We start from the raw sequence: 22514 nt of genomic DNA on the forward strand, positions 1-22514 counted from the left end.
CGGGTCACGCGGTCACCTCGCCGTCAGCAGGCCGTGTAGCCGCCGTCCACCCGCAGGTCGGCGCCATTGATCATCGCCGCCGCATCCGAGGCCAGAAACAGGATGCTGTGGGCGATCTCGTCGGGGCTGGCGAAGCGTCGGGTGGGAATCAGCGCCTTCATGCGCTCGCCCTTCTCGCCCGCCCAGCCGTAACGACCCAGCTCGGTATCGACCACTGTCGGCGAGACCGCGTTGGTGGTGATGCCGTGCGGCCCCCACTCGAGCGCCAGGGTGCGGGTCAGTCCCAGCACGCCGGACTTGCTGGCGCAGTAGGCGAGGTGCCCTTCCAGGCCGACACTGGCCGCCTGCGAGGCGAGATTGACGATCCGCCCGTAGCCGCGCTCGAGCATCTGCCGGCCCACCGCGCGGCAACACAGGAACACACCGCGCAGGTTGACCGCCTGGGTCGCGTCCCACAACGCGGCGTCCATCGCCTCGGCCGCCGCCAGCGGGCCGATGCCGGCGTTGTTGACCAGCACGTCGATGCGCCCGAAGCGCTCGATGGCCCGCGCGACGAGCGCCTCGACCCCCGTTTCGTCGCTGACGTCGATCACCAGGGCCAGGTGCGCCTCGCCGAGCGTGTCGGCGACATCCTCGACCGCCTCGCTCCTGTCGGCCAGCACCAGTCGCGCGCCGCTTGCCGCGAAGCGCTCGGCGAGGCGCTTGCCGATGCCGTTGGCCGCACCGGTGATCAGCACCACGCTGTCGCTGAAATCGAATTGCAGTTGACTCATCGTTTTGCTCCCGTCGGCAGGCAGGCATAGGCGACCCGCGCGCCCATGCGCGCCGCCTGGGAGGCGAAGATCGCCGGCGCGCCGCCGGGAAACGGCCCCTGGAAGCGCCCCGGTGCATCGAAGCGCTGGCCGGGCCGTTCGGCGACGAATTCGGCGAGCATTTCACCGGCGGTGACGATATCGAACGCGAAGTCGCTCATGGTCAGCTCATCCAGTTGCCGCCGTCGACGTTCAGCGTCTGCGCCACCACGTAGTCGCTGTCATCGCTTGCCAGGAACACCGCCGCACCGACATGGTCCCCGGGGCGCCCCATGCGGCCATAGGGCACCGCCTCGCCGACCAGGCGCTTCTTCTCGCCCGCCGGACGCCCCTCGTAACGCGCGAAAAGCGCATCGACCTCGTCCCACATCGGCGTGTCGACCACCCCGGGGGCGATACCGTTGACGTTGATGCCCTGCTTGATCAGGCCGAGCCCGCACGACTGGGTGAGGCTGATCACCGCCGCCTTGGAGGCGCAGTACATGCTGACCAGCGGTTCGCCGCGGCGCCCGGCCTGGGAGGCCATGTTGATGATCTTGCCGCCGGCGCCGCGCGCGACCATGTGCGCGGCCACCGCCTGCAGGGTGAAGAAGGTGCCCTTGACGTTGATGCCGAACTGGCGATCGTAGCTGGCCTCGCTGACCTCGAGGATCGGGGCCATGTCGAACACCGCGGCGTTGTTGACCAGGATGTCGATGCCGCCGAAGCGCGCCTCGACGGCATCGATCATCGCCTGCCGCGAGGTGGAGTCGGCCACGTCGAGACGCACCGCCATCACCGGCGCATCGTTCGCAGCGGCCCGTATGTCGGCGACCGCCCGTTCGGCGGCAGCCGTGTCGATATCGGCGATCGCCACCCGCGCGCCCTCCTGCAGATAGCGTTTGACGATCGCCAGGCCGATGCCGCGAGCCCCGCCGGTGACTATCGCCGTGCGCTTGTCGAGTTTCATCGCTTTCATTCCTTGTCCGAGTGAAGTCTTGGGCGACCCGAGAGGAGACCGCTCAGCATCCGGCCTGGCGCTCGCCACGCCAGCGCTGCACCAGCGTGCCGAGCTCCGCCATGTTCTCGAGCACCTGCCAGACGCCGGCCTCGCGCAGCCGGTCGTCGTGCCCGGGTTCGATATGGCTGGCCCCGGTGAAACCGATCACCGTCATGCCCGCGGCACGCGCCGCGCTGGCCCCGGAAACGCTGTCCTCGACCACCAGACAGGCCCCGGGCGCGACCCCGAGGCTTTTCGCCGCCAGGAGATAGACATCCGGCGCCGGCTTGGGCCGGACCACCTGTTCGGCGGTGAACAGCGGCACATCGCCGAGCCGGGCATCGAGCCCGGTGTTGGCCAGCGAGGCGACGACCCGGCGGCGACTGCTGTTGGAGACGATCGCCAGAGGCAGGTCGAGCGCATCGAGCGCCGCCGCCACACCGACCATCGCCTCGAGTTCCGCGGCCAGGCGCGTCTCGATCGCCGCGTCGATGCGCGCCAGGGCATCGGCGGGCAAGGCGTGGCCGCTGCGTTCGGCGAGATGATCGAGAATCGCCTCGGTGGTCATGCCCAGCGCCCGGCGCAGTTCATCGTCGGCATGCAGGTCGGGCAGCCAGGCCGCCAGGCGCTCGCTCAGCACCGCCTCGGCGATCGCTTCGCTGTCGACCAGCACGCCATCGCAATCGAAGATCAGCACCTCCATGGGCGGCGCCATCAGCGGCCTTCCGAAGCGGAGGGCGCGCGGTTTTCCTTGCGGTCGATGTCGACCAGCGGATGACGGTGGCGGTGGACCAGCGCCGTGCCGTCGCCCTTGAACAGGTGTGCGCAGGCCGGGTCGAAGGAGAAGCGCACCTCGTCGTGCACGCGGTGGGCGACGTCGCCGTCGGCGACCAGGATCCATTCGCTGTCGCCGTGCTCGAGATACAGCGAGGTGACCCCGCCGAGGCGCTCGATGACCACGATCCGGCCGGTCAGCGGGCCCCGGTCGTCGAGCTTCAGGTGTTCGGGGCGGATGCCCAGGGTCAGCGTGTCGCCCGGTTTGGCGTCGCCGCCCTCGACCGGCACCCGGCAGTCGCCGCCGGGCAGCGCCACGTCGACCCCCTCGGCGTCGGCACCGCGCACCTCGATGTCGAGGAAGTTCATCTTCGGCGAGCCAATGAAGCCGGCCACGAAGCGGTTGCGCGGGTGGTGGTAGAGTTCCATCGGCGAGCCGATCTGCTCGACCACGCCGCCCTGCAGCACGACGATCTTGTCGGCCATGGTCATGGCCTCGATCTGGTCGTGGGTGACGTAGATCATCGTCGCGTCGAGCTCCTCGTGGAGCCGCGCCAGCTCGATGCGCATCTGCACGCGCAGCGCCGCGTCGAGGTTCGACAGCGGTTCGTCGAACAGGAAGATGCTCGGGTTGCGCACGATCGCCCGGCCGATCGCCACGCGCTGGCGCTGGCCGCCGGAGAGCGCGCGGGGCTTGCGGTCGAGCAGTTCCTCGAGCTGCAGGATGCGCGCGGCGGCGAGCACCTTCTCGCGGCGCTCGGCCCTGGGCACCTTGGCCAGGCGCAGGCTGAAGCCCATGTTGTCCTCGACGCTCATGTGCGGGTAGAGCGCGTAGCTCTGGAAGACCATCGCCAGGCCGCGGTCGGCGGGACCGACGTCGTTGATGCGCTGACCGTCGATGGAGATGTCGCCGCTGGTGGTGCTCTCGAGCCCGGCGATCATCCGCATCAGGGTCGACTTGCCGCAGCCCGAGGGGCCGACGAAGACCACGAATTCGCGGTCCTTGACCTCGAGGTCGACGCCCTTGATCACCTGGGTGCCGCCGAAGTCCTTGACGATGTTGTTGAGTTGGAGCGTTGCCATGGCGGATTCCTTATTTGACGGCGCCGAAGGTGAGACCGCGAACCATCTGTTTCTGGGTCATCCAGCCGAAGATCAGGATCGGCGCGATGGCCAGCGTCGAGGCGGCGGACAGCTTGGCCCAGAACAGCCCTTCAGGGCTCGAGAAGGAGGCGATGAAGGCGGTCAGCGGGGCGGCGTCGGAGGTCGTCAGGTTGAGACTCCAGAACGCCTCGTTCCAGCTCAGGATCACCGACAGCAGGCCGGTGGAGGCGATCCCCGGCAGGGTCAGCGGCAGCAGCAGGTAGAGCACTTCCTGCAGGGTGCCGGCACCGTCCATGCGTCCCGCCTCGAGGATGTCCTTGGGAATGTCCTTGAAGAAGGTGTAGAGCATCCACACCACGATCGGCAGGTTCATCAGCATGTAGACGACGATCAGCCCGAGCTGCGAGTCGAGCAGGCCCATGTCGCGGAACAGCAGGTAGACCGGCATCAGCACGCCCACCGGCGGCAGCATCTTGGTGGAGAGCATCCACAGCAGCGTGCCGCGGGTGCGCTTGGTCGGCAGGAAGGCCATCGAATAGGCCGCGGGAATCGCCACGAGCAACGCCAGCAGGGTCGAGCCGAACGAGATCACGATGCTGTTGAGGGCGAACTTCAAGTAGTCGGCGCGCGCCATGACGGTGTTGTAGCCCGCCAGGGTCGGCTCGAAGAACAGGCTGGGCGGCGTCGCCACCGCCTCGCCCTCGGTCTTGAAGCCGGTCAGCACCATCCAGAAGATCGGGAAGAACACGATCAGCGCGATGCCCCAGGCGAGCAGCGTGAGCAGCAGTTTCTTGGTCATCGAAGGGTTCATGCAGTGCGCCTCAGGTCTCGAGATTCTTGGCCACGGTGCGGACCAGGAAGATCGCCACGATGTTGGCCAGGATGATGGCGATGACCCCGCCGGCCGAGGCGCCGCCCACGTCGAAGTCCAGCAGCGCGCGGATGTAGATGAAGTAGGCCAGGTTGGTCGAGGCCAGCCCCGGACCACCCGAGGTGGTGACGAAGATCTCGGCGAACACGGTCAGCAGGAAGATCATCTCGATCATGATCACCACGCTGATCGCCCGCTTCAGGTGCGGCAGGGTGATGAACCAGAAGATCGCCAGGGGCCCGGCGCCGTCCATGCGCGCCGCCTCGACCTGGTCGTCGTCCAGCGACTGGATGGCGGTGAGCAGGATCAGCAGCGCGAACGGCATCCACTGCCAGGCGACGATGATGATGATCGAGGTCAGCGGCATCGCCGAGAACCAGTCGATCACCGGCAGGCCGAGCAGGTTGCTCAGCCAGGCGAACACCCCGTTGACGGGGTGCATCAGCATGTTCTTCCACACCAGCGCGCCGACGGTGGGCATGACGAAGAACGGCGCGATCACCAGCAGCCGGGCGATGCCGCGGCCGAAGAACTCCTGCTGGAAGAGCACCGCCAGCAGCGTGCCGCCGATCACGCTGATCGCCAGCACCCAGCCGACCAGCAGCAGGGTATTGCCCATCGCCGTCCACAGCGCCGGGTCGGTGAGCAGATAGGTGTAGTTGTCCCAGCCGGCGAAGCCGGAAATCATGGGATTGATCAGGTTGTAGCGTTGGAACGAGAACCACAGGGTCATGCCCAGCGGCACCAGCATCCACAGCAGCAACAGCGTGACCGCCGGGCCCTGCAGGAACAGGTTGCGGAAGCCCCCGACGGTTCGTCCGGACGTTCTTTCGCGCATGGGGGAGCCCATTCAAGATGAGGAGTCGGTAAAAGCGGCCGGATCATGACGATCCGGCCGAAGCGGGACACGCGTTACTGGTAGTAGCCGGCCTGGCGCATGGTGCGTTCGACCGAGCGCTGGGCCTGGTCGAGGGCGGCATCGACCGGCTGCTGGCCGGACAGGGCGGCACCGACCATCTGGCCGACCTGGGTCCCCACCGCCTGGAACTCGGGGATGTTGACGGTCTGCACGCCGATGTACGGGCTCGGCTTGAGCGTCGAATCGGTGGGGTCGGCGGTCTGGATGGCGTTGAGCACGAAGTCGGCGAACGGCGCGGCTTGTTGATACTCGGGATTCTCGTAGGTGGACTCGCGGGTGCCCGGCGGCACGCTGGTCCAGCCTTCGGTCTCGCCGACCAGTTCGATGTACTCCTGCGAGGTCGCCCAGGTGATGAAGGTCTTGGCGGCGTCCTTGGCATCCGACGAGGCGGGGATCGCCAGCGTCCACGACCACAGCCAGTTGGCGCCCTTCGGGGTCTTGGCGATCGGCGCCGGGGCGAAGCCCAGCTTGTCGGCCACCTGCGACTCGTCGGGATTGTAGAGTCGTCCGGCGGCGGACGTGGCGTCGACCCACATGCCGCACTTGCCGCTGGAGAACAGCGCCTGGTTCTCGTTGAAGCCGTTGGAGGTCGCCCCCGGCGGGCCGTAGTTGTTCATCAGGTCGACGTAGAAGCCGACCGCCTCCTTCCACTCCGGCGAGTTGATTTCGGGATGCCACTCCTCGTCGAACCAGCGGCCGCCGAAGGTATTGACCAGCGTGGTGACGAAGGCCATGTTCTCGCCCCAGCCCGGCTTGCCGCGCAGGCAGATGCCATAGACGCCGTTGTCGGGATCGTGGACCTGGCTCGCCCAGTCCCTGACCTGCTGCCAGGTCGGCTGTTCGGGCATCTCGATGCCGGCCTGCTCGAACAGGTCGGTACGGTAGTACATCATCGAGCTTTCGCCGTAGAACGGCAGCGCGTAGAGCGAACCGTCCTGGCTCAGGCCGTCGCGTATCGGCTTGAGCAGGTCCTGTTCATTGTAGCTCTCGGGCAGGTCGTCGAGCTCGACCAGCCAGTCCTGCTTGGCCCAGATCGGCACTTCGTAGGTGCCGATGGTCATGACGTCGAACTGGCCGCCGTCGGTGGCGATGTCGGTGGTCAGGCGCTGACGCAGGACGTTTTCCTCGAGCACCACCCATTCAAGGTCGATGTCCGGGTGCGCCTTTTCGAATTCGTCGGTCAGCCCCTGCATGATGATCATGTCGTTGTTGTTCACCGTGGCCACGGTGATGGTCTCGGCGTGGGCCGAGACGGAAGCGAGGGCGATGGCCCCCGCGAGCGGAATCTTGTGCTGTAACCGCATGGCATGCCCCTTGGCGGAGAGTGTTGGGTTCTTGTTGATCAATCTACTCAACAGCAATGCAAATGATCATTTAGGGCATCAAAAAAAGCAAATTTCCGCTTCTTATACTTTGGCCTAAGTGCCTTCATTATCAATGATATAGCGCGCCGCCTGCTCGTCGGTGACCAGCCCCTTGAGCCACCCGCCGCGCAACGCGGCCAGTATCGCCGGCCCCTTGTCGCGTCCGCCGGCGAGCCCCACCAGGGTCTGGGCGGCGAGTCGCTGCAACGCCAGGCTGGTGATGCGCTGGGTGATCGGGCACTCGATCAGCTCGCCGCGGGCGTTGAACGGCCAGCCCAGCAGCTCGCCCACCGCGCCGGCATCGAGCAGTTCGCTCAGCTCGGCCTCGCTGATGAAGTGATCCTGGAACAGCGTGGCCTGCGGGTCGATGCGGCCGATGCCGATGAACCCCGCCTCGGACTCCATGGCCACGTCGCTGACCGCGCGCACCAGCGGCTGGGCGAGCAGCGCGTGCTTCTCCGCCACCGAGCCGGCGACCACCGGGGCGGGCAGCAGGAAGCGTTCGGCGCCGGTCTTGTCGGCCAGCACCATCACCCCGTCGTAGCGGTTGGCCGAGCCGTCGCGGGCAATGTTGCCGACCAGCGAGACGAAGCGATGCTGGGGCCGCTCGATACGGCTCAACGCCTCGACGGTGGCGCGCACCGCGCGACCGGTACCCAGCGACAGGGTCAGCGGCTCGGCGCGATCGACGTAGCGCAGCAGCCGCTCGGCACCGGCCTGGGCGATGAAGTGCGAGGTGTTGTCGCGGGGGTCGCGATTGTCGGGGTCGGAGGGCACCACGTCGCAGAAGCTCAGCCCGAAGCGCGACACCAGCGCATCCGCCATCGCCATGCAGCTGGCCAGCGGATGGTCGATATGCACCTTGACCAGCCCCTCCTGGCGGGCCAGGGCCAGCAGGCGCTGGACGCCGGGCCGCGACACGCCCAGTTGGCCGGCGATCTCGTCCTGGGTGCGTCCGCCGACATAGGAGAGCCAGGCCGCACGGGCGGCCTGGTCGAGCTTGAGTTGATACTTGTCCACGCCATGACCTCCCGGGCAACGATGCGCCGAATCATCGCAGCCCGAACACGGCGGGACAATATGTGCGCGGTGACAAACGAGTCCGCGCGACGCCCGCAGCTAACCGCTGGAGCCCGCCACGCCGGGCAACCAGACATGGGCGGCGAGCCCGCCCAGCGCCGCGTCGTCGAGACTCAGCGTGCCGCCGTAGAGGGTCATCAGGTCCTCGACGATCGCCAGCCCCAGCCCCGAGCCGGAGCGCCGCTCGTCGAGTCGCGCGCCCCGCGCCAGCGCCGCCTCGCGCTGCTCGGCGCTCATTCCCGGGCCGTCGTCCTCGATACTCAGCCGCACCCCGCCGGCCTCGCCGGTCACGCGCAGGCTCACCCGCCGTCCGGCCCAGCGCAGCGCATTGTCGAGCAGGTTGCCGACCAGTTCCTGCAGGTCCTGCGGGTCCATGCGTACGGCGAGACTCGCATCGATGTCGCGCTCGAGTGCGATCCCGCGCCGTCCGGCCAGGCGAGCCAGGCCGTCGACCACCGGCGCGATCGCCTCGCCCAGGCGCACCCGACCGGCCAGTGTCGCGCCGCCGGCGGCCGAGGCCCGCGCCAGGTGATGGCGCACCGCCTCGTCGATGCGCCCCAGCTCGTCGCGCACCTGGCGCCGTTCACCCTCGGGCAGCCGGTCGGAAAGCGCCTGCAGCACGCTGACCGGGGTCTTCAGGGCATGGGCCAGGTTACCGGCGGCGCTGCGCCCGCGCTCGATCAGCCGACGGTCGCGCTCGAGCACCTCGTTCATCGCCGTGGCCAGCTCGCTCAGTTCGCCGGGCAGGCGGGTATCCAGGCGCTGGTCCTGGCCGGCCTCGATCCGCGTGAGATTGGCATGCAGCCGACGCAGCGGCGCCAGCCCCCAGCGGATCTGCACCGCCAGGCCACACAGCAACAGCGCGCCGAGGGTCAGCAGCGACAACCCCAGCAGCCATTCGAAACGCGCCACCTCGGCCTCGAGCTCCTCGCGCGAGGCGGCGACGCTGACATGCAGGCGCTGCGGATGGCCGGCCAGGCGCACGTCACGCTCGATGACCCGCAACGGCTCGCCACGCGGCCCGGTGATGTTGCGCAGGGTGACCCCGTCGGCCATCGACACCGGCAGGCGCTGATCCCACAGCGAGCGCGAGACCAGCGAGGTGCCGTGGTCGTCGCTGACCTGCCAGTACCAGCCCGAAAATACCCGCTCGAAGCGCGCGTCGCCCAGCGAGCGCGAGATCTGCAGGCGCTGCTCGGCGGGATTGTAATCGAGATCGGCAAGCACCACCTGAAGCAGCGAGCGTAGCCGCTGGTCGAACGAGGCGGTCACCGATTCGCGAAAGTTGTAGGCCAGTCCGGCCCCCGCCAGCGGCAGGATCGCCACCACCAGCGCCAGCGACGCCGCCAGCAGCCGGCGGCTCAGCGACCAGCCGGCGGGGCGCGTGGCCAGTGCCCGCAGACGCGCCTTGACCGCCCTCCATGGGTGCGTTGCCACGGCGCCGCTCAAGCCTCGCCGGCCTCGATCGCCAGCACCCGGTAGCCCTGGCCGCGCAGGGTCTCGATACGCTCGCTGCCGAGCTTGCGGCGCAGCCGGCTGATCTGCACGTCGATGACGTTGGAGTCGGGCTCGTGGTCGCGATCGTAGACGTGTTCGGCCAGCTCGCTGCGGCTGACGATGCGCGGCGCGGCATGCATCAGGTAGGCGAGCAGTCGCGACTCCTGGGCGGTCAGGGTCACCGGACGCCCGGCCAGGGTGACGCTGGCGGTATGGGTGTCGAAGGCCAGCTCGCCGAGCGTCAGCACCGGATGGGCGTGGCCATGGCTGCGCCGCACCAGCGCCCGCAGGCGAAACAGCACCTCGGCGGTCTCGAACGGCTTGGTGACGTAGTCGTCGGCGCCGGCGGAGAAGCCGGCGGCCTTGTCCGACCAGCGCTCGCGGGCGGTGAGCACCAGCACCGGCAGATCGATAGCGTCGTCGCGCCACTGCGCCAGCCAGCGAGTGCCATCCCCATCCGGCAGGCCCAGGTCGAGCACCACCGCGTCGTAGCGTTCGGTACGCACCAGGAAGTCGGCCTCGCCGCCGCTGTCCACGCTCTCGACCAGCACGCCGGCGTCGCGTAGCGACTCACCGAGCGCCGCGGCCAGGGCCCGGTCGTCCTCTACCAGCAATACTTTCATGGCAACCCGTTCATGGTCGTTTCATCGCCTCGACATTGACACCGTCGATCTCCAGCAGCTCACCGCTGGCGGCGTCGAACTCGAACTCTACCAGCTGACCCTGGGGACCGATCATCTCGATCTCGTACCGGGTCGCGTCGTCGTCGCGCTCGAGCTCCACCTCGAGCACCTGGCCGAGGTAATTGGCCTGCAGCCAGTCGAGCACGCTGGGCAGCGACACCAGCCGCCCCTGGCGGACCTCGTCGTGCAACTGGCGCCAGTCGTCATCGGCCGGCGCGGCAAGCGGCAGGCCCAGCAGCGCCACCAGCGACAGCGCCCGACAGACAGCGATCGCAGCTTGGGAGATAGTCATCTTCCCAGCTTGCCAAAAGCGCCATGAACGCGCCATGAACGTCGACGCCAGCCGGTCCGAAAATGAACGCCCCATGAACGACATCTTCAGATCGCAGCAAGGTCCTGCGGCGTAAAACGGGTCTCGACATCACACGGCAACCGCCGCAAAGGAGACGCGACATGAAGACACTGCGTATGCTGATGGTACCCGTGGCCTTTTCCGGTGGCCTTTCGAGCCAGGCACTGGCCGACGACGGCAGCGTGACCTTCGCCGAACTGGATTCGCTGCTCGCCTCGGCGGGCCAGCACGGTTTCGCCGCCTTCGAGGAGATCGCCGTCGAGGACGGCGGGCGCATCGAGATGGAGGGCTGGCGCGACGACGGCTGGCAACTCGATGTCGAGATGCTGCAGAGCGACGGCTCGCTGACCCGCGAAGCGCAGCAAGTTGGCGACATCCCCCAGTGGAGCCTTGCCGGTGGCGATGTCGAGCAGGCCCTGAACGTCGCACGCCAATCCGGCCTGCAACGATTCGAGTCACTCGATGTCGATGAATCGGGTCACCTCGAAATCGAAGGGTACGACAACCAGCACCGCGAGATCGATCTGCGCCTCGACGGCAGCGATTTCTCGGTCATCGGAGTGGACAATGACTGAACGCAACGACTCTCGCCAAGGCTTCGACGCGCGCACCGGCGCCGACCGGAACAACGCCGCCTGGCAGGCGGCCCGGAACTGGCAGGAACGCGCGCGACGTGCGCGGCCTTCCAGCTCGATGAGCGGCCCGCGGCTGTTCTTCACCTGGCTGATGTTCGGCGTGCTGATGCTCGTCGGGAGCGTGCTGGGGCTGTTCTTCCTGCTGGTCGGCTGGCTGATGCTGCCGCTGGTGCGTCATCGCATGAAGAAGCAGGCCGAGGCGTTTCGCGCCCGCCAGGCCCGGAACATCGGCGGCGCCCCCGATCACGACGCCCATCGGCCAGGCCGCCAGGACGTCCTGGAGGGCGATTACGAAGTGCGCGACGAATCCTCTCGCCAGGCGCGGGACCGCGACGGGTTTCGCTAGATCGTCCGGGCCGGGTTGATACCCGGCGCGCGAAAAAAACCCGCGTTGGGGTTACGCGGGTCGAGGTGGGTGGAGCTTAGATGCACTCGGATCATGCATAAGCCCGTCTGGTTGGCTTCCAGACACCGTCAGCCTAGGGGCTGGCCGACGATATCTCCAATGCATCGTCGCCATTGGAGCGATAAAGCGAATCAATCATTCCTTGCGCTCGCCCGAGTCGCCGCTCACGGGCGAGTCCACGCCGGGCGAATCCACGCCGGGCGAATCCACGCCGGGCGCCCGTCCTGCCTCGTCATCGCCGGTCGCCCTTTCTGCCTCGGCATCCCGCGAATGCCCATCCAGCTCCGGATGCAGCGTACCCAGCGTCTCGCGTAACGCGCGCACCTCTGCGTTCAACTGTGCCACCTGGTGACCGAGCTGGCGCACCATTTCCCTGTCCGCCTTGTGCTGGCGCGTTTCGCGCTCGCTCTGGTCGGCGATGAACAGTGAGCTGACATAGGCGGCGAAGCTGCCGAACAGCCCGACGCCGCAGATCATCAGCATTACCGCCACCACGCGCCCCTGGGTGGTGACCGGGTAGTAGTCGCCGTAGCCGACCGTGGTGACCGTGACGACGGCCCACCACAGCGCCTCTTCGGCGGTATCGATCGGGCTGTCGGGATTGGGGCTCTCGACCAGCAGCATGGTGGTCGCGCCGAAGGCCAGCAGCAGCACGGTCAATGCGGCCGCCGAGGCCAGCACGCCCTGCGCCTTGTTGCGGAACAGCAGCCGCCAGATCAACTCCAGCGACTTCAGCGCCCGCAGCAGGCGAATGAGCTGCACCACGCGAACCGCCTTGGCGCCCATCAGCCAGCCGGCGGGAATGCTCGCCAGCAGATCGATCCAGCCCCAGCGCATGTAGCGCCACTTGTTCTCGGCGGCACGCAGGCGCACGCAGAAGTCGGCGAAGAAGAACACGCAGACCACCAGGTCCATGTACTGGAGCAGGCGCGACACCTCGGGCGCCAGCGCGAAGAAGGTATCGGCGATCAGCGCGCCCAGCACGTAGAACGACAGCACCAGGATGAGCAGTTGAAACGGCGTTATGCGATCTTGCATGGGCAGCCAGGCCGTGCGGCGGATGAAGCCATCGAGGATAGCGCCGGCCGGTCGGCCTGGCGACCCCGACGCCCGCCGAGTGCGTACGCCAGGCAGGGATGAAAAGGCCCCGCCGGCACGGGACCAGGCGGGTCAAGGAGGGCAGGCCGGGGCGTCCAGCGGGCTCGCACCCCGGCGGTCGAAGGTTATTCGACGGTCTCGTAGGGCAAGCCGACGTAGTTCTCGGCAATGGTCGTCAGTCCCGCCCGGCTGGCGGTGTAGTAATCGAGCTCGGCCTGCTGGATACGGCGGGCGAAATCCTCCCGATCGGAAAACTTGTGCAGGTTGGCAGTCATCCACCACGAGAAGCGCACCGCCTTCCAGACCCGCCGCAGGCAGATCTCGGAATAGCGTTCGATCAGCTCGACGTTGCCCTCGTGGTAGACCTTGAGCATCACCCGATAGAGCGTGTTGACGTCGCTGGCCGCCAGGTTGAGCCCTTTGGCCCCGGTGGGCGGCACGATATGCGCGGCATCGCCGACCAGGAACAACCGCCCGTAGCGCATCGGCTCGGCGACGAAACTGCGCAGCGGCGCGATGCTCTTCTCGATGGAGGGACCGGTGACCAGCCTGGCCGCCACGTCGTCGGGCAGGCGGGCCTTGAGCTCGTCCCAGAAACGCGCGTCCGACCACGCCTCGACCTTCTCGCCCTCCGGTACCTGCACGTAGTAGCGACTGCGCGTCGCCGAACGCATGCTGCACAGTGCGAAGCCGCGCTCGTGGCTGGCATAGATCAGCTCGTCGGAAACCGGCGGGGTATCGGAAAGCACGCCCAGCCAGCCGAACGGGTAGGTCCGCTCGAAGGTCTTGAGCCGCTCGACGGGAATGGTCCGCCGCGACACGCCATGGTAGCCGTCGCAACCGGCGATGTAGTCGCACTCCAGCGTCTGGCGCTGGCCATCCTTGACGAAGGTGACATGGGGCGTGTCGCCGTCGACATCGTGCAGCTGCACGTCGTCGGCCTCGTAGATCGTCCTCGCCCCGGCCTCGCGGCGTGCCTCCATCAGGTCGCGGGTGACCTCGGTCTGGCCGTAGACCATGACCGTCCTGCCGCCGGTCAGTCCCGCGAGGTCGACATGCACGCGGCGGTTCTCGAAGGCCAGTTCGAAACCGCTGTGCGGCAGGCCCTCGGCGTCCATGCGGGCATCGACGCCGGCTTCGCGCAGCAGATCGACCATGCCCTGCTCGAGCACCCCCGCGCGGATACGGCTCAGCACGTACTCGCCGGAGCGGCGCTCCAGGATCACGTTGTCGATGCCCTGACGATGCAGCAGCTGGCCGAGCAGCAGCCCGGACGGACCGGCGCCGACGATCGCGACTTGGGTCTTCATGGTGGCTTGCCTCCTGACGCTGGCCGGAAAGGCGCGGATCGAACCGTGCATCGCACCCGGCGAGCGTCTCGCTAATCGATGAAGGGTATTTTTCATCGAATCGCGCCGGCGAATAAGGCAGAATCCGGACCAAGACCTGGACATTCACAAGATCGCCCCCTGACTTTGGTCTAGGGTCTGCGATGATCGCCGGGTGCCGGGCACACGCAGCGCAGGAGCAAGCACCATGGCCGACTGGCCGCACGACATCGTCCCGGTCTTTCAGCTGTACGGCGAGACCGGCCACTGGCCGACCCCCGATCTGCTGCACTGCGAATCGATCGCCGCGCGCAGCCGCCTGCACGACTGGCACATCAAGCCGCACCGCCACGCCGACCTGCTGCATCTGCTGTATATCCGTACGGGGCGGGTACGGCTGCATCTGGAGGGGCACGAACGCGACCTTGAGGGCCCGTTGTCGATCGTCGTACCGGCCGTGGCGATCCATGGCTTTCGTTTCTCGAGCGATATCGACGGCCATATCATCAGCCTGGCCAAGCCTCTCGCCGACCATCTGGATCGCCGCCTCGCGCCGCTCGGCGAGGTGCTTGCCCGGGCCGCGCACTACCCGCTCGCCGGCCAGCCCGAGCATGACGCCGTCGCCGAGCTGGTAGCGCGCATCGATGGCGAATACCGCCAGCCGGCCCCGGGTCGCGAGGCGCTGCTGCATGCACTGGTCCAGGCGCTTGCCGTGCAACTCGCGCGGCGTGCCGAGCGGCGCCGGCCGAGTCGCGCCCTGCCCCACGACCGGGGTCAGGTCCACGTGCAGCGTTTCCAGGCACTGATCGAGGCGCGTTACGCCGAGCAACCCACCATCGAGTCCCTGGCCGGCGAGCTTGGCCTGACCAGCGCCCATCTCAACACCCTGTGCCGGCGCCTGGCCGCGCGCAGCGCGCTGCAGCTCCTGCATGAACGATTGCTGCTAGAAGCCAAGCGCCAGCTCACCTACACCAACATGACCGTCGGCCAGATCGCCGACATGCTGGGGTTTTCCGAGCCCGGCTATTTCGCCCGCTTCTTCAAGCGCCACACCGGCCAGTCGCCCAAGGCGTTTCGCTCGAGCCGCTGAGAAGGCGTTCCAAAAGCGGATTGCCCTCGGCATTTGCTTGTCAGCTATTCTGCAGTACATGCCGATATCCACTCAGCGCCACAACAATGCCCCGCGCGAGGCGGGGCATTGTTGTGCATCGCGATACCGGCACGCATCAGATCAACTTGAGATACCTGGCGTGATAGCGCAGATGATCGTCGATGAAGCTGGCGATGAAGAAGTAGCTGTGGTCGTAGCCGGGCTGGCGGCGCAGCGTCAGCGGGTGGTTGTGCTTCTCGCACACCGTCTCGAGGCGTTCGGGCTTGAGCTGCTCGTCGAGGAAGCCGTCGGCCTCGCCCTGGTCGATGAACAACGGTTGCCGCGAGACGCCCTGGACCACCAGCTCGCAGGCGTCGTACTGGCGCCAGGCGCCACGCTCCTCGCCCAGGTAGTTCTTGAAGGCCTTCTGCCCCCACGGCGAATCCATCGGATTGACCACCGGGGCGAATGCCGATACCGAGGCGAAGCGCCCGGGCTGGCGCAGGGCCAGCACCAGCGCGCCATGGCCGCCCATCGAATGTCCGCTGATCGCCTCGCGACCGTTGAGCGGAAAGTGCTGGCGCGCCACCGACGGCAGTTCGTCGTTGACGTAATCGTACATGCGATAGTGACGCGACCAGGGTTCACGCTTGGCGTTGAGGTAGAAACCCGCCCCGGAGCCAAAGTCGTAGCTGTCATGCTCGCCGGGCAGGTCGAGGCCGCGCGGGCTGGTGTCGGGGCAGATGATCGCCATGCCCAGCTCGGCGGCGAGCCGCTGGGCGCCGGCCTTCTGCATGAAGTTCTCGTCGTTGCAGGTCAGCCCCGACAGCCACCACAGCACCGGCACCTTGTGCTCCTCGGCCTGGGGAGGCAGGTAGATCGCGAAGATCATCTCGCAGTCCAGGCTGCGGGCATGATGCTTGTAGCGCTTGATCCAGCCGCCGAACGACTTGGTCGCGGAAACCAGCTCCAGCGATTCGGACATGCTCATGCATCCTCCTTGTGTCATGCCGTGGCGGGCGCCGGTGCCGGCGCCCGCGTGTCGTTGTTCGCGCGGTGTCGGGCGCGTATCACCCGCGCGGTGTCGGGCGTATCAATAGTGCAGCACACTGCGGATGCTCTTGCCGGCGTGCAGCAGCTCGAAGGCCTCGTTGATCTGCTCGAAGGGCATGTCGTGGGTGACGAATTCATCGATCTTGATCTCGCCGTTCATGTAGCGCTCGACATAGCCGGGCAACTCGCTGCGGCCCTTGACGCCGCCGAACGCCGAGCCCTTCCAGACCCGCCCGGTGACCAGCTGGAACGGGCGCGTGGCGATCTCCTCGCCGGCCCCGGCGACGCCGATGATGATCGACTCCCCCCAGCCCTTGTGGCAGCACTCGAGTGCCGAGCGCATGACGTTGACGTTGCCGATGCACTCGAAGGAGTAGTCGACGCCGCCGTCGGTGAGATCGACGATCACCTGCTGGATGGGATCGTCGTAGTCCTTGGGATTGACGAACTCGGTGGCGCCGAACTGGCCGGCCAGTTCGAACTTGTCGGGGTTGACGTCGATGGCGATGATCCGCGAGGCCTTGGCCATCTGCGCGCCCTGGATCACCGCCAGGCCGATGGCGCCGAGGCCGAACACCGCAACGGTGGCACCGGGTTCGACCTTGGCGGTATTGAGCACCGCACCGATGCCGGTAGTGACTCCGCAGCCGAGCAGGCAGATCTTGTCCAGCGGTGCCGCCTTGGAAACCTTGGCCAGCGACACCTCGGGCAGCACGGTGTATTCCGAGAACGTCGAGCAGCCCATGTAGTGGTGGAGCGACTGGCTGCCCTGCGAGAAGCGCGAGGTGCCGTCAGGCATCAGCCCCTTGCCCTGGGTGGCGCGCACCGCGCTGCACAGGTTGGTCTTGCCCGACAGGCAGAACTTGCACTGGCCGCACTCGGCGGTATACAGCGGAATCACGTGATCCCCCGGGGCCAGGCCGGTGACGCCCTCGCCGACCTCCTCGACGATACCGGCGCCTTCGTGGCCCAGCACCGAGGGGAACAGCCCCTCCGGATCCGCACCCGACAGCGTGTAGGCATCGGTATGACAGACGCTGGTGGCGACGATGCGCACCAGCACTTCACCGGCCCTGGGGCCCTCGACGTCGATTTCGGCGAGTTCCAGTGGCTTGCCGGCTTCCCAGGCAATGGCGGCGCGTGATTTCATCAAAGACTCTCCTGATTCGGTCGGTTGGCGCGTCGTCGCACCGGATTCGTAGCGCGGCGCGTCGGCCTCCCCCCAGTCTAGGCACTCCGCGGTCGCCGATAAACGTCATCGTTGTCACAAGATTATTGCCGAGGAGCAACAATGCAGCGTTGGGATCGCATCGAAGCATTCGTCGAAGTGGTGCGTCAGGGCAGTTTTTCCGCCGCCGCCCGCGAGCTCAGGGTCTCCGCCTCGCATGTCAGCCGACTGATCGGCCAGCTCGAGAGCCGACTCGATACGCAGTTGCTCTATCGCACCACGCGGCGTATCGGGCTCACCGATGCCGGACGGCTCTATTACCAGCATTGCCAACCGCTGTTCGAGGGCTTCCGCGAAGCCGAGTCGGCGCTCGACGACTTTCAGGCCCGACCCAAGGGCACCCTGTCGCTGACCTGCGCCACGACCTTCGGCGAGCGCTATATCGCCCCACTGGTCAACGACTTTCAGTGCCGGCATCCCCAGCTCGAGGTACACATGCACTTCACCAACCGCCAGGTGGATTTGATCGACGAAGGCTTCGACGTGGCGATTCGCATGGGCGCGCTCAAGGATTCGAGCCTGATCGCCCGCCGGCTGTGCGGGCGACGCGAGTACGTGGTGGGCTCGCGGAACTATTTCGAACAGACAGCCCGCCCGCACAGCCTGGCCGAACTGGCCGCGCACAACTGCCTGGTGGGTTCGCGGGACAGCTGGCTGTTCAGCGTCGACGGCCAGCGTCGCGAAGTGCGTATCGGCGGCCGCTGGCAGGCCAATTCGGGGCCGGCGCTGCTCGACGCCGCACGCAAGGGGCTGGGGTTGGCGCAGCTTCCCGACTATTACGTGCTGGCGGATCTGCGAAGCGGCGAGCTGGTCTCGGTGCTCGACCAGTATCAGTTCACCGATACCGCGGTGTGGGCCGTCTATCCACGGCACCGTCATCTGTCCGCCAAGGTCCGTCAGTTCGTCGACTTTCTCGCCGAGCGCCTGACGATACCCACCTGACCACGCGCCGCCCGGCTCACTTGGGTACCGGCCCCTCATCCGCCGAATGGGCATTGGTCAGGCGCATGGCCGCCTCGGTGCCATCGAAGAAGATCGGCCGCACGCTGTCGTTGAGGTAGCAATCGTCGAATTCGGCGACCCGCGCCAGCGCTTCGGGGTCGGGCAGCTTGACGTGGTGACGCTCGCGCAACACCAGCCCCTGCTCGCGGAACGCGGAAAAGGTCCTGCTGACGTGCACGGCACTCAGGCCCAGCGTGTCGGCAAGCTGTTCCTGGGACAGCGGCAGGCGAAAATCGCCGTCGCTCAGCGCCCCGGTCTGCAGCAGCCGCAGGAACATCTCGTAGATGAAGTGAGCGAGCTTCTGATGCGCGGTCCGCCGCGCAAGGTTGATCAACCGTTCCGTGAGCAGCGCCTGCTGGCGGCTGGAGATCGCGAACAGGATCGCCGTCAGGGTGCTCGACTGATTGAAGATCTCGAGCAGGCGGCGATGCGGGAAATGACAGACCACGCCATCGTCGATCATCGCCACGCCTGCCAGACGCTGGGAGAAGGCGAATTCGCGCAGGCCGATGATGTCGCCGGGCAGGTAGATTTCCAGGATCTGACGGCTGCCGTCGCCGAGGTTGCGGTAGGAATAGGCCCAGCCGCGACTGAGGGTGCAGAATTCGCTGGCGCGATCCTCCTCCTGCCACAGCACGGTACCGGCTTTCACCTGCTCGGGACTCTCTTCGAGTCGCCGCAATAGCTTCTTGTCATCGTCCGACAAGCGGCAGAAATGACTGAAGTGGCGAATGATGCAACTGTCCTGAACGTTCATTCGACAAGGTCTCCGGTTGGCTCGCTTCAGCGTCTAGCATTATTTTTCTGGATGGCTACTCGTCTACCGCACTGCAGAGGCGTCTTGCACGGCACGGGAGCGCAAGGATGCCGTATTTTCCCATTTTTTTCCGATAACCCAGGTTAATCAAGCCTTTCAGTAACGGCGCCCCGGGCCAAGCAGACAGGGATTCGCGGGTAGCGATTGAGCATGCTACACAAAAAAGCGCCCCTCGGGGCGCTTTTGCACTTGGCAGGTTCAGCTGCGCGAGCCTCAGCACTCGATGGCGTTGACCGCCAGCCCGCCGCGCGAGGTTTCCTTGTACTTGTCCTGCATGTCGGCACCGGTGTCGCGCATGGTGCGAATCGCCTTGTCGAGCGAGACGAAGTGCTCGCCATCGCCGCGCAGCGCCATCTGCGCGGCGTTGATCGCCTTGACCGAGGCGATCGCGTTGCGCTCGATGCAGGGTACCTGGACCAGGCCGCCGATCGGGTCGCAGGTCAGTCCCAGGTTATGCTCGAGGCCGATCTCGGCGGCATTCTCGACCTGCTCCGGCGAGCCACCCATGAGCTCGGCGAGACCGGCCGCGGCCATCGCGCAGGCCGAGCCGACCTCGCCCTGACAGCCGACCTCGGCGCCCGAGATCGAGGCGTTCTTCTTGCAGAGGATGCCGACCGCCCCCGCGGTGAGCAGGAAATCGACCACGTCACGCTCGCAGGCATCGGGCTGGAACTTCATGTAGTAGTGAAGCACCGCAGGGATGATGCCCGCCGCACCGTTGGTAGGCGCTGTCACCATGCGCCCGCCGGCAGCGTTCTCCTCGTTGACCGCCAGGGCGAAGACGTTGACCCAGTCCATCGCCGAGAACGTCGAGGCAATCAGGCTGGGGCTTTCTTCGACGGCGATCAGCCGTTGGTGCAGGCGCTTGGCGCGGCGCCTGACGTCGAGCCCGCCGGGCAGCATGCCCTCCTGCTCGAAGCCCTTGTCGACGCAGGCACGCATCGCCTCCCAGATCCGCCACAGCCCATCGCGAATCGCCGGCTCGTCGCGCCACGCCTGCTCGTTGGCCAGCATCAGCTCGCTGATGCGCAACCCGTGCAGACGGCACAATGCCATGAGCTCCCCGGCCGAATTGAAATCGTAGGGCAGGCGGGTCGTGTCGCCATCCAGCTCGCCGGCCTGGGCCTGACGCTCGTCGATGACGAAGCCGCCCCCCACCGAGTAGTAGGTATTGCGATACAGCTCGTCGGCATGGCCGTGGGCGATCAGCCGCATGGCGTTGGGATGGTGCGGCAGGCTGTGCTCGTAAAGCTGCATGTCGCGTGCCCAGACGAAGGGAATCGCCAGCCGGCCGTCGAGCAGCAGGGCCTGCGCTTCGAGCAGTTCCTCGATACACGGCGAGATGATCGCCGGGTCGATGCGCTCGGGGCGTTCGCCCATCAGTCCCATGATCACCGCGCGATCGGTACCGTGGCCAATGCCGGTGGCCGACAGCGACCCGTACAGCTGCACTTCGATGCGCGCGACGCGCTCCAGCAGATCCTCGTCACGCAGGCTCTCGATGAAATCGCTGGCGGCATGCATCGGCCCGACGGTGTGCGAACTCGAGGGACCGATGCCGATCTTGAACAGGTCGAACACGCTGATGGCCACGTTGCCTCCCCCTGTCTGCGACAGGCTTAAGATCAAAAACACTAAAGCCAACTGGTTGGCATGGATGGTTTGACGCTAGCCTGAACCCCGCGTATAGGAGGTACAATCGAGAATAATTTGCCTACCTTTTAGAATAGCTAAACCATGAGCCGAACACTCAATGCCCAGACACATGCCTGGCTGAAGGTCTTCGCGGTCAGTGCGCGGCACCTGTCGTTCACCCGCGCCGCCGAGGAACTGCATGTCACCACCGGGGCGGTCAGCCAGCAGATCAAGCAGTTGGAAGAGCGCCTGGGCTTCAAGCTGTTTCGCCGCCTGCCGCGCCGCCTGGAGCTCACCGACGAGGGCCGGCGCCTGGCCGGCGTGGTCGACGATGCCTACCAGGCCGTGGGCCTGGAGGTCCACCGGCTGCGTTCGGGGCTGATGAGCGGCATCCTGCGCCTGCGCGCGCTGCCCTCGTTCCTGGCCAAATGGCTGATGCCGCGCCTGCCGCGGCTGCAGGCGCGCTTTCCCGATATCGAGCTGCACATTGCCGCCGAGGACAGCAGCCTGTCGTTGCGCGACGGCGACTTCGACCTGGCGATCGATCTCAACGACGGGCATTACCCCGGGCTCTCGATCACGCCGCTGATGGACGAGCTGATCTTCCCGGTCTGCGCCCCCGCGCTGATGCGCGGCCGACCGCCACTCTCGCGCCCCGACGACCTGGCCTACTACCCGCTGCTGCACGACATCACCGCCTGGCGCGGCAGCCACGACTACGCCGAGTGGGAGCACTACCTCACGGCGATCGAAGCCGGCCACGTCAATGTGCGGCGCGGCTACACCTTCAACCGCAACCAGTTGACCATGGAAGCCGCCATCGACGGCATGGGGGTCGCCATCGCCCGACGCACGCTGATCACCAGCGAACTCAAGACCGGGCAACTCGTGGCCCCGTTCACGCAGCGCGTGGCCACCGGCAAGCGCTATGGCATCGTCCACGCACCCGGCGCCCTGGACGACCGGCGGGTACGCGCGGTGCACGACTGGCTGGTGGAGGAAGCGCGCCGTCAACCCAACTGATCGGGGCGGAGCGTCCGGGCGACTCCCTGCCGCTGACGCATCTGGTATAATAAAGACTTAAGAAACACTGTTTCATAACAAGCGGGGAGATCGCATGGACGCACGGATTCCACCACCGGGACGCGGCATCGGCTTCAAGGCCGTCTGTTTTCGCGCTTCGCTCTACATCATGGGCGTCGCCGCGCTGATGCAGGCGGTCTACTACGAAGGCACCCAGCTGCAAGGCAGTCGCTTCACCGAGTCTGGCATCACCGAACTGGTCCAGTCGCTGCTGCTGGCGATCAGCGTCGGCCTGCTGGCGCTCCAGGCCCGCCGCTCGCGACCGCTGCGCCACGTGGCGCTTCTGCTGATGGCCTTTCTGCTCGCCTCGCTGATTCGCGAGCAGGACAGCATTCTCGACGAACACCTTTTCGATGGCGCCTGGCAGCTGCTGGTGACGCTGGTGGTCGTCCCGGCGCTGGGCTGGACGATCTACCGGCGGCGCCACTTCATCGCCGAGTTCGGCCGCTATGCCGACAGCTTCGCCTTCGGCCTGTTCGCCAGCGGCTTCCTCTGCACCTACGTATTCTCGCGCCTCTATGGCCGCAGCAGCTTCTGGGAAACGCTGATGCAGGCGCATTACCAGTATCTGTTCAAGAGCGCGGCCGAGGAGATCACCGAGCTGTTCGGCTATCAATTGATGCTGTTCGCGGTCATCGAGCTGACCCTGTTCGCCCGGCGCCTGGCCCGCGAGTCGGCCTGATCCGGGCCGCACGCATGAAAAA

The 22514-nt window shown here is 66.7% G+C and carries 24 protein-coding genes; 6 read left to right on the forward strand and 18 right to left on the reverse strand.

Annotated elements, in window-relative coordinates; genetic code table 11:
- Positions 1-23: 23 nt before the first annotated feature.
- From HR9077_RS06200 to HR9077_RS06255, 12 genes are all read right to left on the reverse strand, one after another.
- Positions 24-773, reverse strand: a complete 750-nt coding sequence (locus HR9077_RS06200) for an SDR family oxidoreductase (RefSeq protein ID WP_136066158.1) — start codon at positions 771-773, stop codon at positions 24-26.
- Positions 770-973: a hypothetical protein gene (locus tag HR9077_RS06205; protein WP_210725874.1), complete on the reverse strand. Its 204-nt coding sequence runs from the start codon at positions 971-973 to the stop codon at positions 770-772. Before HR9077_RS06205 ends, HR9077_RS06200 begins: the two co-directional genes overlap by 4 nt.
- Before the next feature lie 2 nt (positions 974-975).
- Complete coding sequence (locus HR9077_RS06210; protein ID WP_136066159.1) at positions 976-1761, reverse strand: L-iditol 2-dehydrogenase; 786 nt, start codon at positions 1759-1761, stop codon at positions 976-978.
- Between the two features lie 52 nt (positions 1762-1813).
- Positions 1814-2506 (reverse strand): HAD family hydrolase, encoded by a 693-nt coding sequence (locus HR9077_RS06215; protein ID WP_244613068.1) that lies wholly within the window; start codon positions 2504-2506, stop codon positions 1814-1816.
- Positions 2506-3648 (reverse strand): ABC transporter ATP-binding protein, encoded by a 1143-nt coding sequence (locus HR9077_RS06220; RefSeq protein ID WP_136066160.1) that lies wholly within the window; start codon positions 3646-3648, stop codon positions 2506-2508. The genes HR9077_RS06215 and HR9077_RS06220 overlap by 1 nt, the downstream gene beginning before the upstream one ends.
- A gap of 10 nt (positions 3649-3658) precedes the next feature.
- Positions 3659-4468, reverse strand: coding sequence for a carbohydrate ABC transporter permease (locus HR9077_RS06225; RefSeq protein ID WP_458692912.1), 810 nt, complete (start codon positions 4466-4468; stop codon positions 3659-3661).
- Positions 4469-4490: 22 nt separating this feature from the next.
- Positions 4491-5378 (reverse strand): carbohydrate ABC transporter permease, encoded by an 888-nt coding sequence (locus HR9077_RS06230; RefSeq protein WP_136066162.1) that lies wholly within the window; start codon positions 5376-5378, stop codon positions 4491-4493.
- A gap of 74 nt (positions 5379-5452) precedes the next feature.
- The gene (locus HR9077_RS06235; RefSeq protein ID WP_136066163.1) at positions 5453-6763 is read right to left on the reverse strand and encodes an ABC transporter substrate-binding protein; all 1311 of its coding nucleotides are present in this window, start codon (positions 6761-6763) and stop codon (positions 5453-5455) included.
- A 114-nt stretch (positions 6764-6877) separates the two neighbouring features.
- Positions 6878-7843 carry a sugar-binding transcriptional regulator gene (locus HR9077_RS06240; RefSeq protein WP_136066164.1) on the reverse strand — a complete coding sequence of 322 codons (966 nt, stop codon included), beginning with the start codon at positions 7841-7843 and terminating at the stop codon, positions 6878-6880.
- 99 nt (positions 7844-7942) lie between these two features.
- Complete coding sequence (locus HR9077_RS06245; protein ID WP_348532925.1) at positions 7943-9340, reverse strand: sensor histidine kinase; 1398 nt, start codon at positions 9338-9340, stop codon at positions 7943-7945.
- Positions 9341-9348: 8 nt separating this feature from the next.
- Positions 9349-10023: a response regulator transcription factor gene (locus HR9077_RS06250; protein ID WP_136066165.1), complete on the reverse strand. Its 675-nt coding sequence runs from the start codon at positions 10021-10023 to the stop codon at positions 9349-9351.
- A 10-nt stretch (positions 10024-10033) separates the two neighbouring features.
- Positions 10034-10375 (reverse strand): PepSY domain-containing protein, encoded by a 342-nt coding sequence (locus HR9077_RS06255; RefSeq protein ID WP_136066166.1) that lies wholly within the window; start codon positions 10373-10375, stop codon positions 10034-10036.
- Between the two features lie 161 nt (positions 10376-10536).
- On the opposite strand from HR9077_RS06255, the gene HR9077_RS06260 reads away from it, so the two are divergent.
- Together HR9077_RS06260 and HR9077_RS06265 are read left to right on the forward strand one after the other, a co-directional pair.
- On the forward strand, positions 10537-11010 hold the full coding sequence (locus HR9077_RS06260) for a hypothetical protein (protein ID WP_136066167.1): 474 nt from the start codon (positions 10537-10539) through the stop codon (positions 11008-11010).
- On the forward strand, positions 11003-11416 hold the full coding sequence (locus HR9077_RS06265; protein ID WP_136066168.1) for a hypothetical protein: 414 nt from the start codon (positions 11003-11005) through the stop codon (positions 11414-11416). Before HR9077_RS06260 ends, HR9077_RS06265 begins: the two co-directional genes overlap by 8 nt.
- A gap of 195 nt (positions 11417-11611) precedes the next feature.
- Here the strand turns inward: HR9077_RS06265 and HR9077_RS06270 are convergent, their stop codons facing one another.
- Both HR9077_RS06270 and pobA read right to left on the reverse strand, forming a co-directional pair.
- A complete protein-coding gene (locus tag HR9077_RS06270) occupies positions 11612-12514 on the reverse strand; it encodes an ion transporter (protein ID WP_136066169.1) in 903 nt (300 codons plus the stop codon).
- A 185-nt stretch (positions 12515-12699) separates the two neighbouring features.
- Positions 12700-13884, reverse strand: a complete 1185-nt coding sequence (gene pobA / locus HR9077_RS06275; RefSeq protein WP_136066170.1) for a 4-hydroxybenzoate 3-monooxygenase — start codon at positions 13882-13884, stop codon at positions 12700-12702.
- 226 nt (positions 13885-14110) lie between these two features.
- On the opposite strand from pobA, the gene HR9077_RS06280 reads away from it, so the two are divergent.
- Positions 14111-14992 (forward strand): helix-turn-helix domain-containing protein, encoded by an 882-nt coding sequence (locus HR9077_RS06280; RefSeq protein ID WP_136066171.1) that lies wholly within the window; start codon positions 14111-14113, stop codon positions 14990-14992.
- 136 nt (positions 14993-15128) lie between these two features.
- Here HR9077_RS06280 and fghA read toward each other — a convergent pair whose 3' ends face one another.
- Positions 15129-15983, reverse strand: a complete 855-nt coding sequence (gene fghA, locus HR9077_RS06285; protein ID WP_136066172.1) for an S-formylglutathione hydrolase — start codon at positions 15981-15983, stop codon at positions 15129-15131.
- A 102-nt stretch (positions 15984-16085) separates the two neighbouring features.
- Positions 16086-17195, reverse strand: a complete 1110-nt coding sequence (locus HR9077_RS06290; RefSeq protein WP_136066173.1) for an S-(hydroxymethyl)glutathione dehydrogenase/class III alcohol dehydrogenase — start codon at positions 17193-17195, stop codon at positions 16086-16088.
- A gap of 141 nt (positions 17196-17336) precedes the next feature.
- Between HR9077_RS06290 and HR9077_RS06295 the strand changes: the two genes are divergently transcribed.
- The gene (locus tag HR9077_RS06295; RefSeq protein ID WP_136066174.1) at positions 17337-18215 is read left to right on the forward strand and encodes a LysR family transcriptional regulator; all 879 of its coding nucleotides are present in this window, start codon (positions 17337-17339) and stop codon (positions 18213-18215) included.
- Between the two features lie 16 nt (positions 18216-18231).
- On the opposite strand, the gene HR9077_RS06300 is transcribed toward HR9077_RS06295, so the two are convergent.
- Positions 18232-19032 (reverse strand): Crp/Fnr family transcriptional regulator, encoded by an 801-nt coding sequence (locus HR9077_RS06300; RefSeq protein WP_136066175.1) that lies wholly within the window; start codon positions 19030-19032, stop codon positions 18232-18234.
- Between the two features lie 273 nt (positions 19033-19305).
- Positions 19306-20685: an L-serine ammonia-lyase gene (locus HR9077_RS06305; RefSeq protein ID WP_136066176.1), complete on the reverse strand. Its 1380-nt coding sequence runs from the start codon at positions 20683-20685 to the stop codon at positions 19306-19308.
- Positions 20686-20829: 144 nt separating this feature from the next.
- Here HR9077_RS06305 and HR9077_RS06310 point away from each other — a divergent pair, with 144 nt between their 5' ends.
- Both HR9077_RS06310 and HR9077_RS06315 read left to right on the forward strand, forming a co-directional pair.
- Entirely contained in the window at positions 20830-21750 is a 921-nt protein-coding gene (locus tag HR9077_RS06310; protein ID WP_136066177.1) for a LysR substrate-binding domain-containing protein, read from the forward strand.
- Between the two features lie 94 nt (positions 21751-21844).
- On the forward strand, positions 21845-22492 hold the full coding sequence (locus HR9077_RS06315) for a hypothetical protein (RefSeq protein WP_136066178.1): 648 nt from the start codon (positions 21845-21847) through the stop codon (positions 22490-22492).
- The last annotated feature ends 22 nt before the right edge of the window (positions 22493-22514 follow it).

Source organism: Modicisalibacter radicis (assembly GCF_900961225.1).
Taxonomy (GTDB): Bacteria; Pseudomonadota; Gammaproteobacteria; order Pseudomonadales; family Halomonadaceae; genus Modicisalibacter.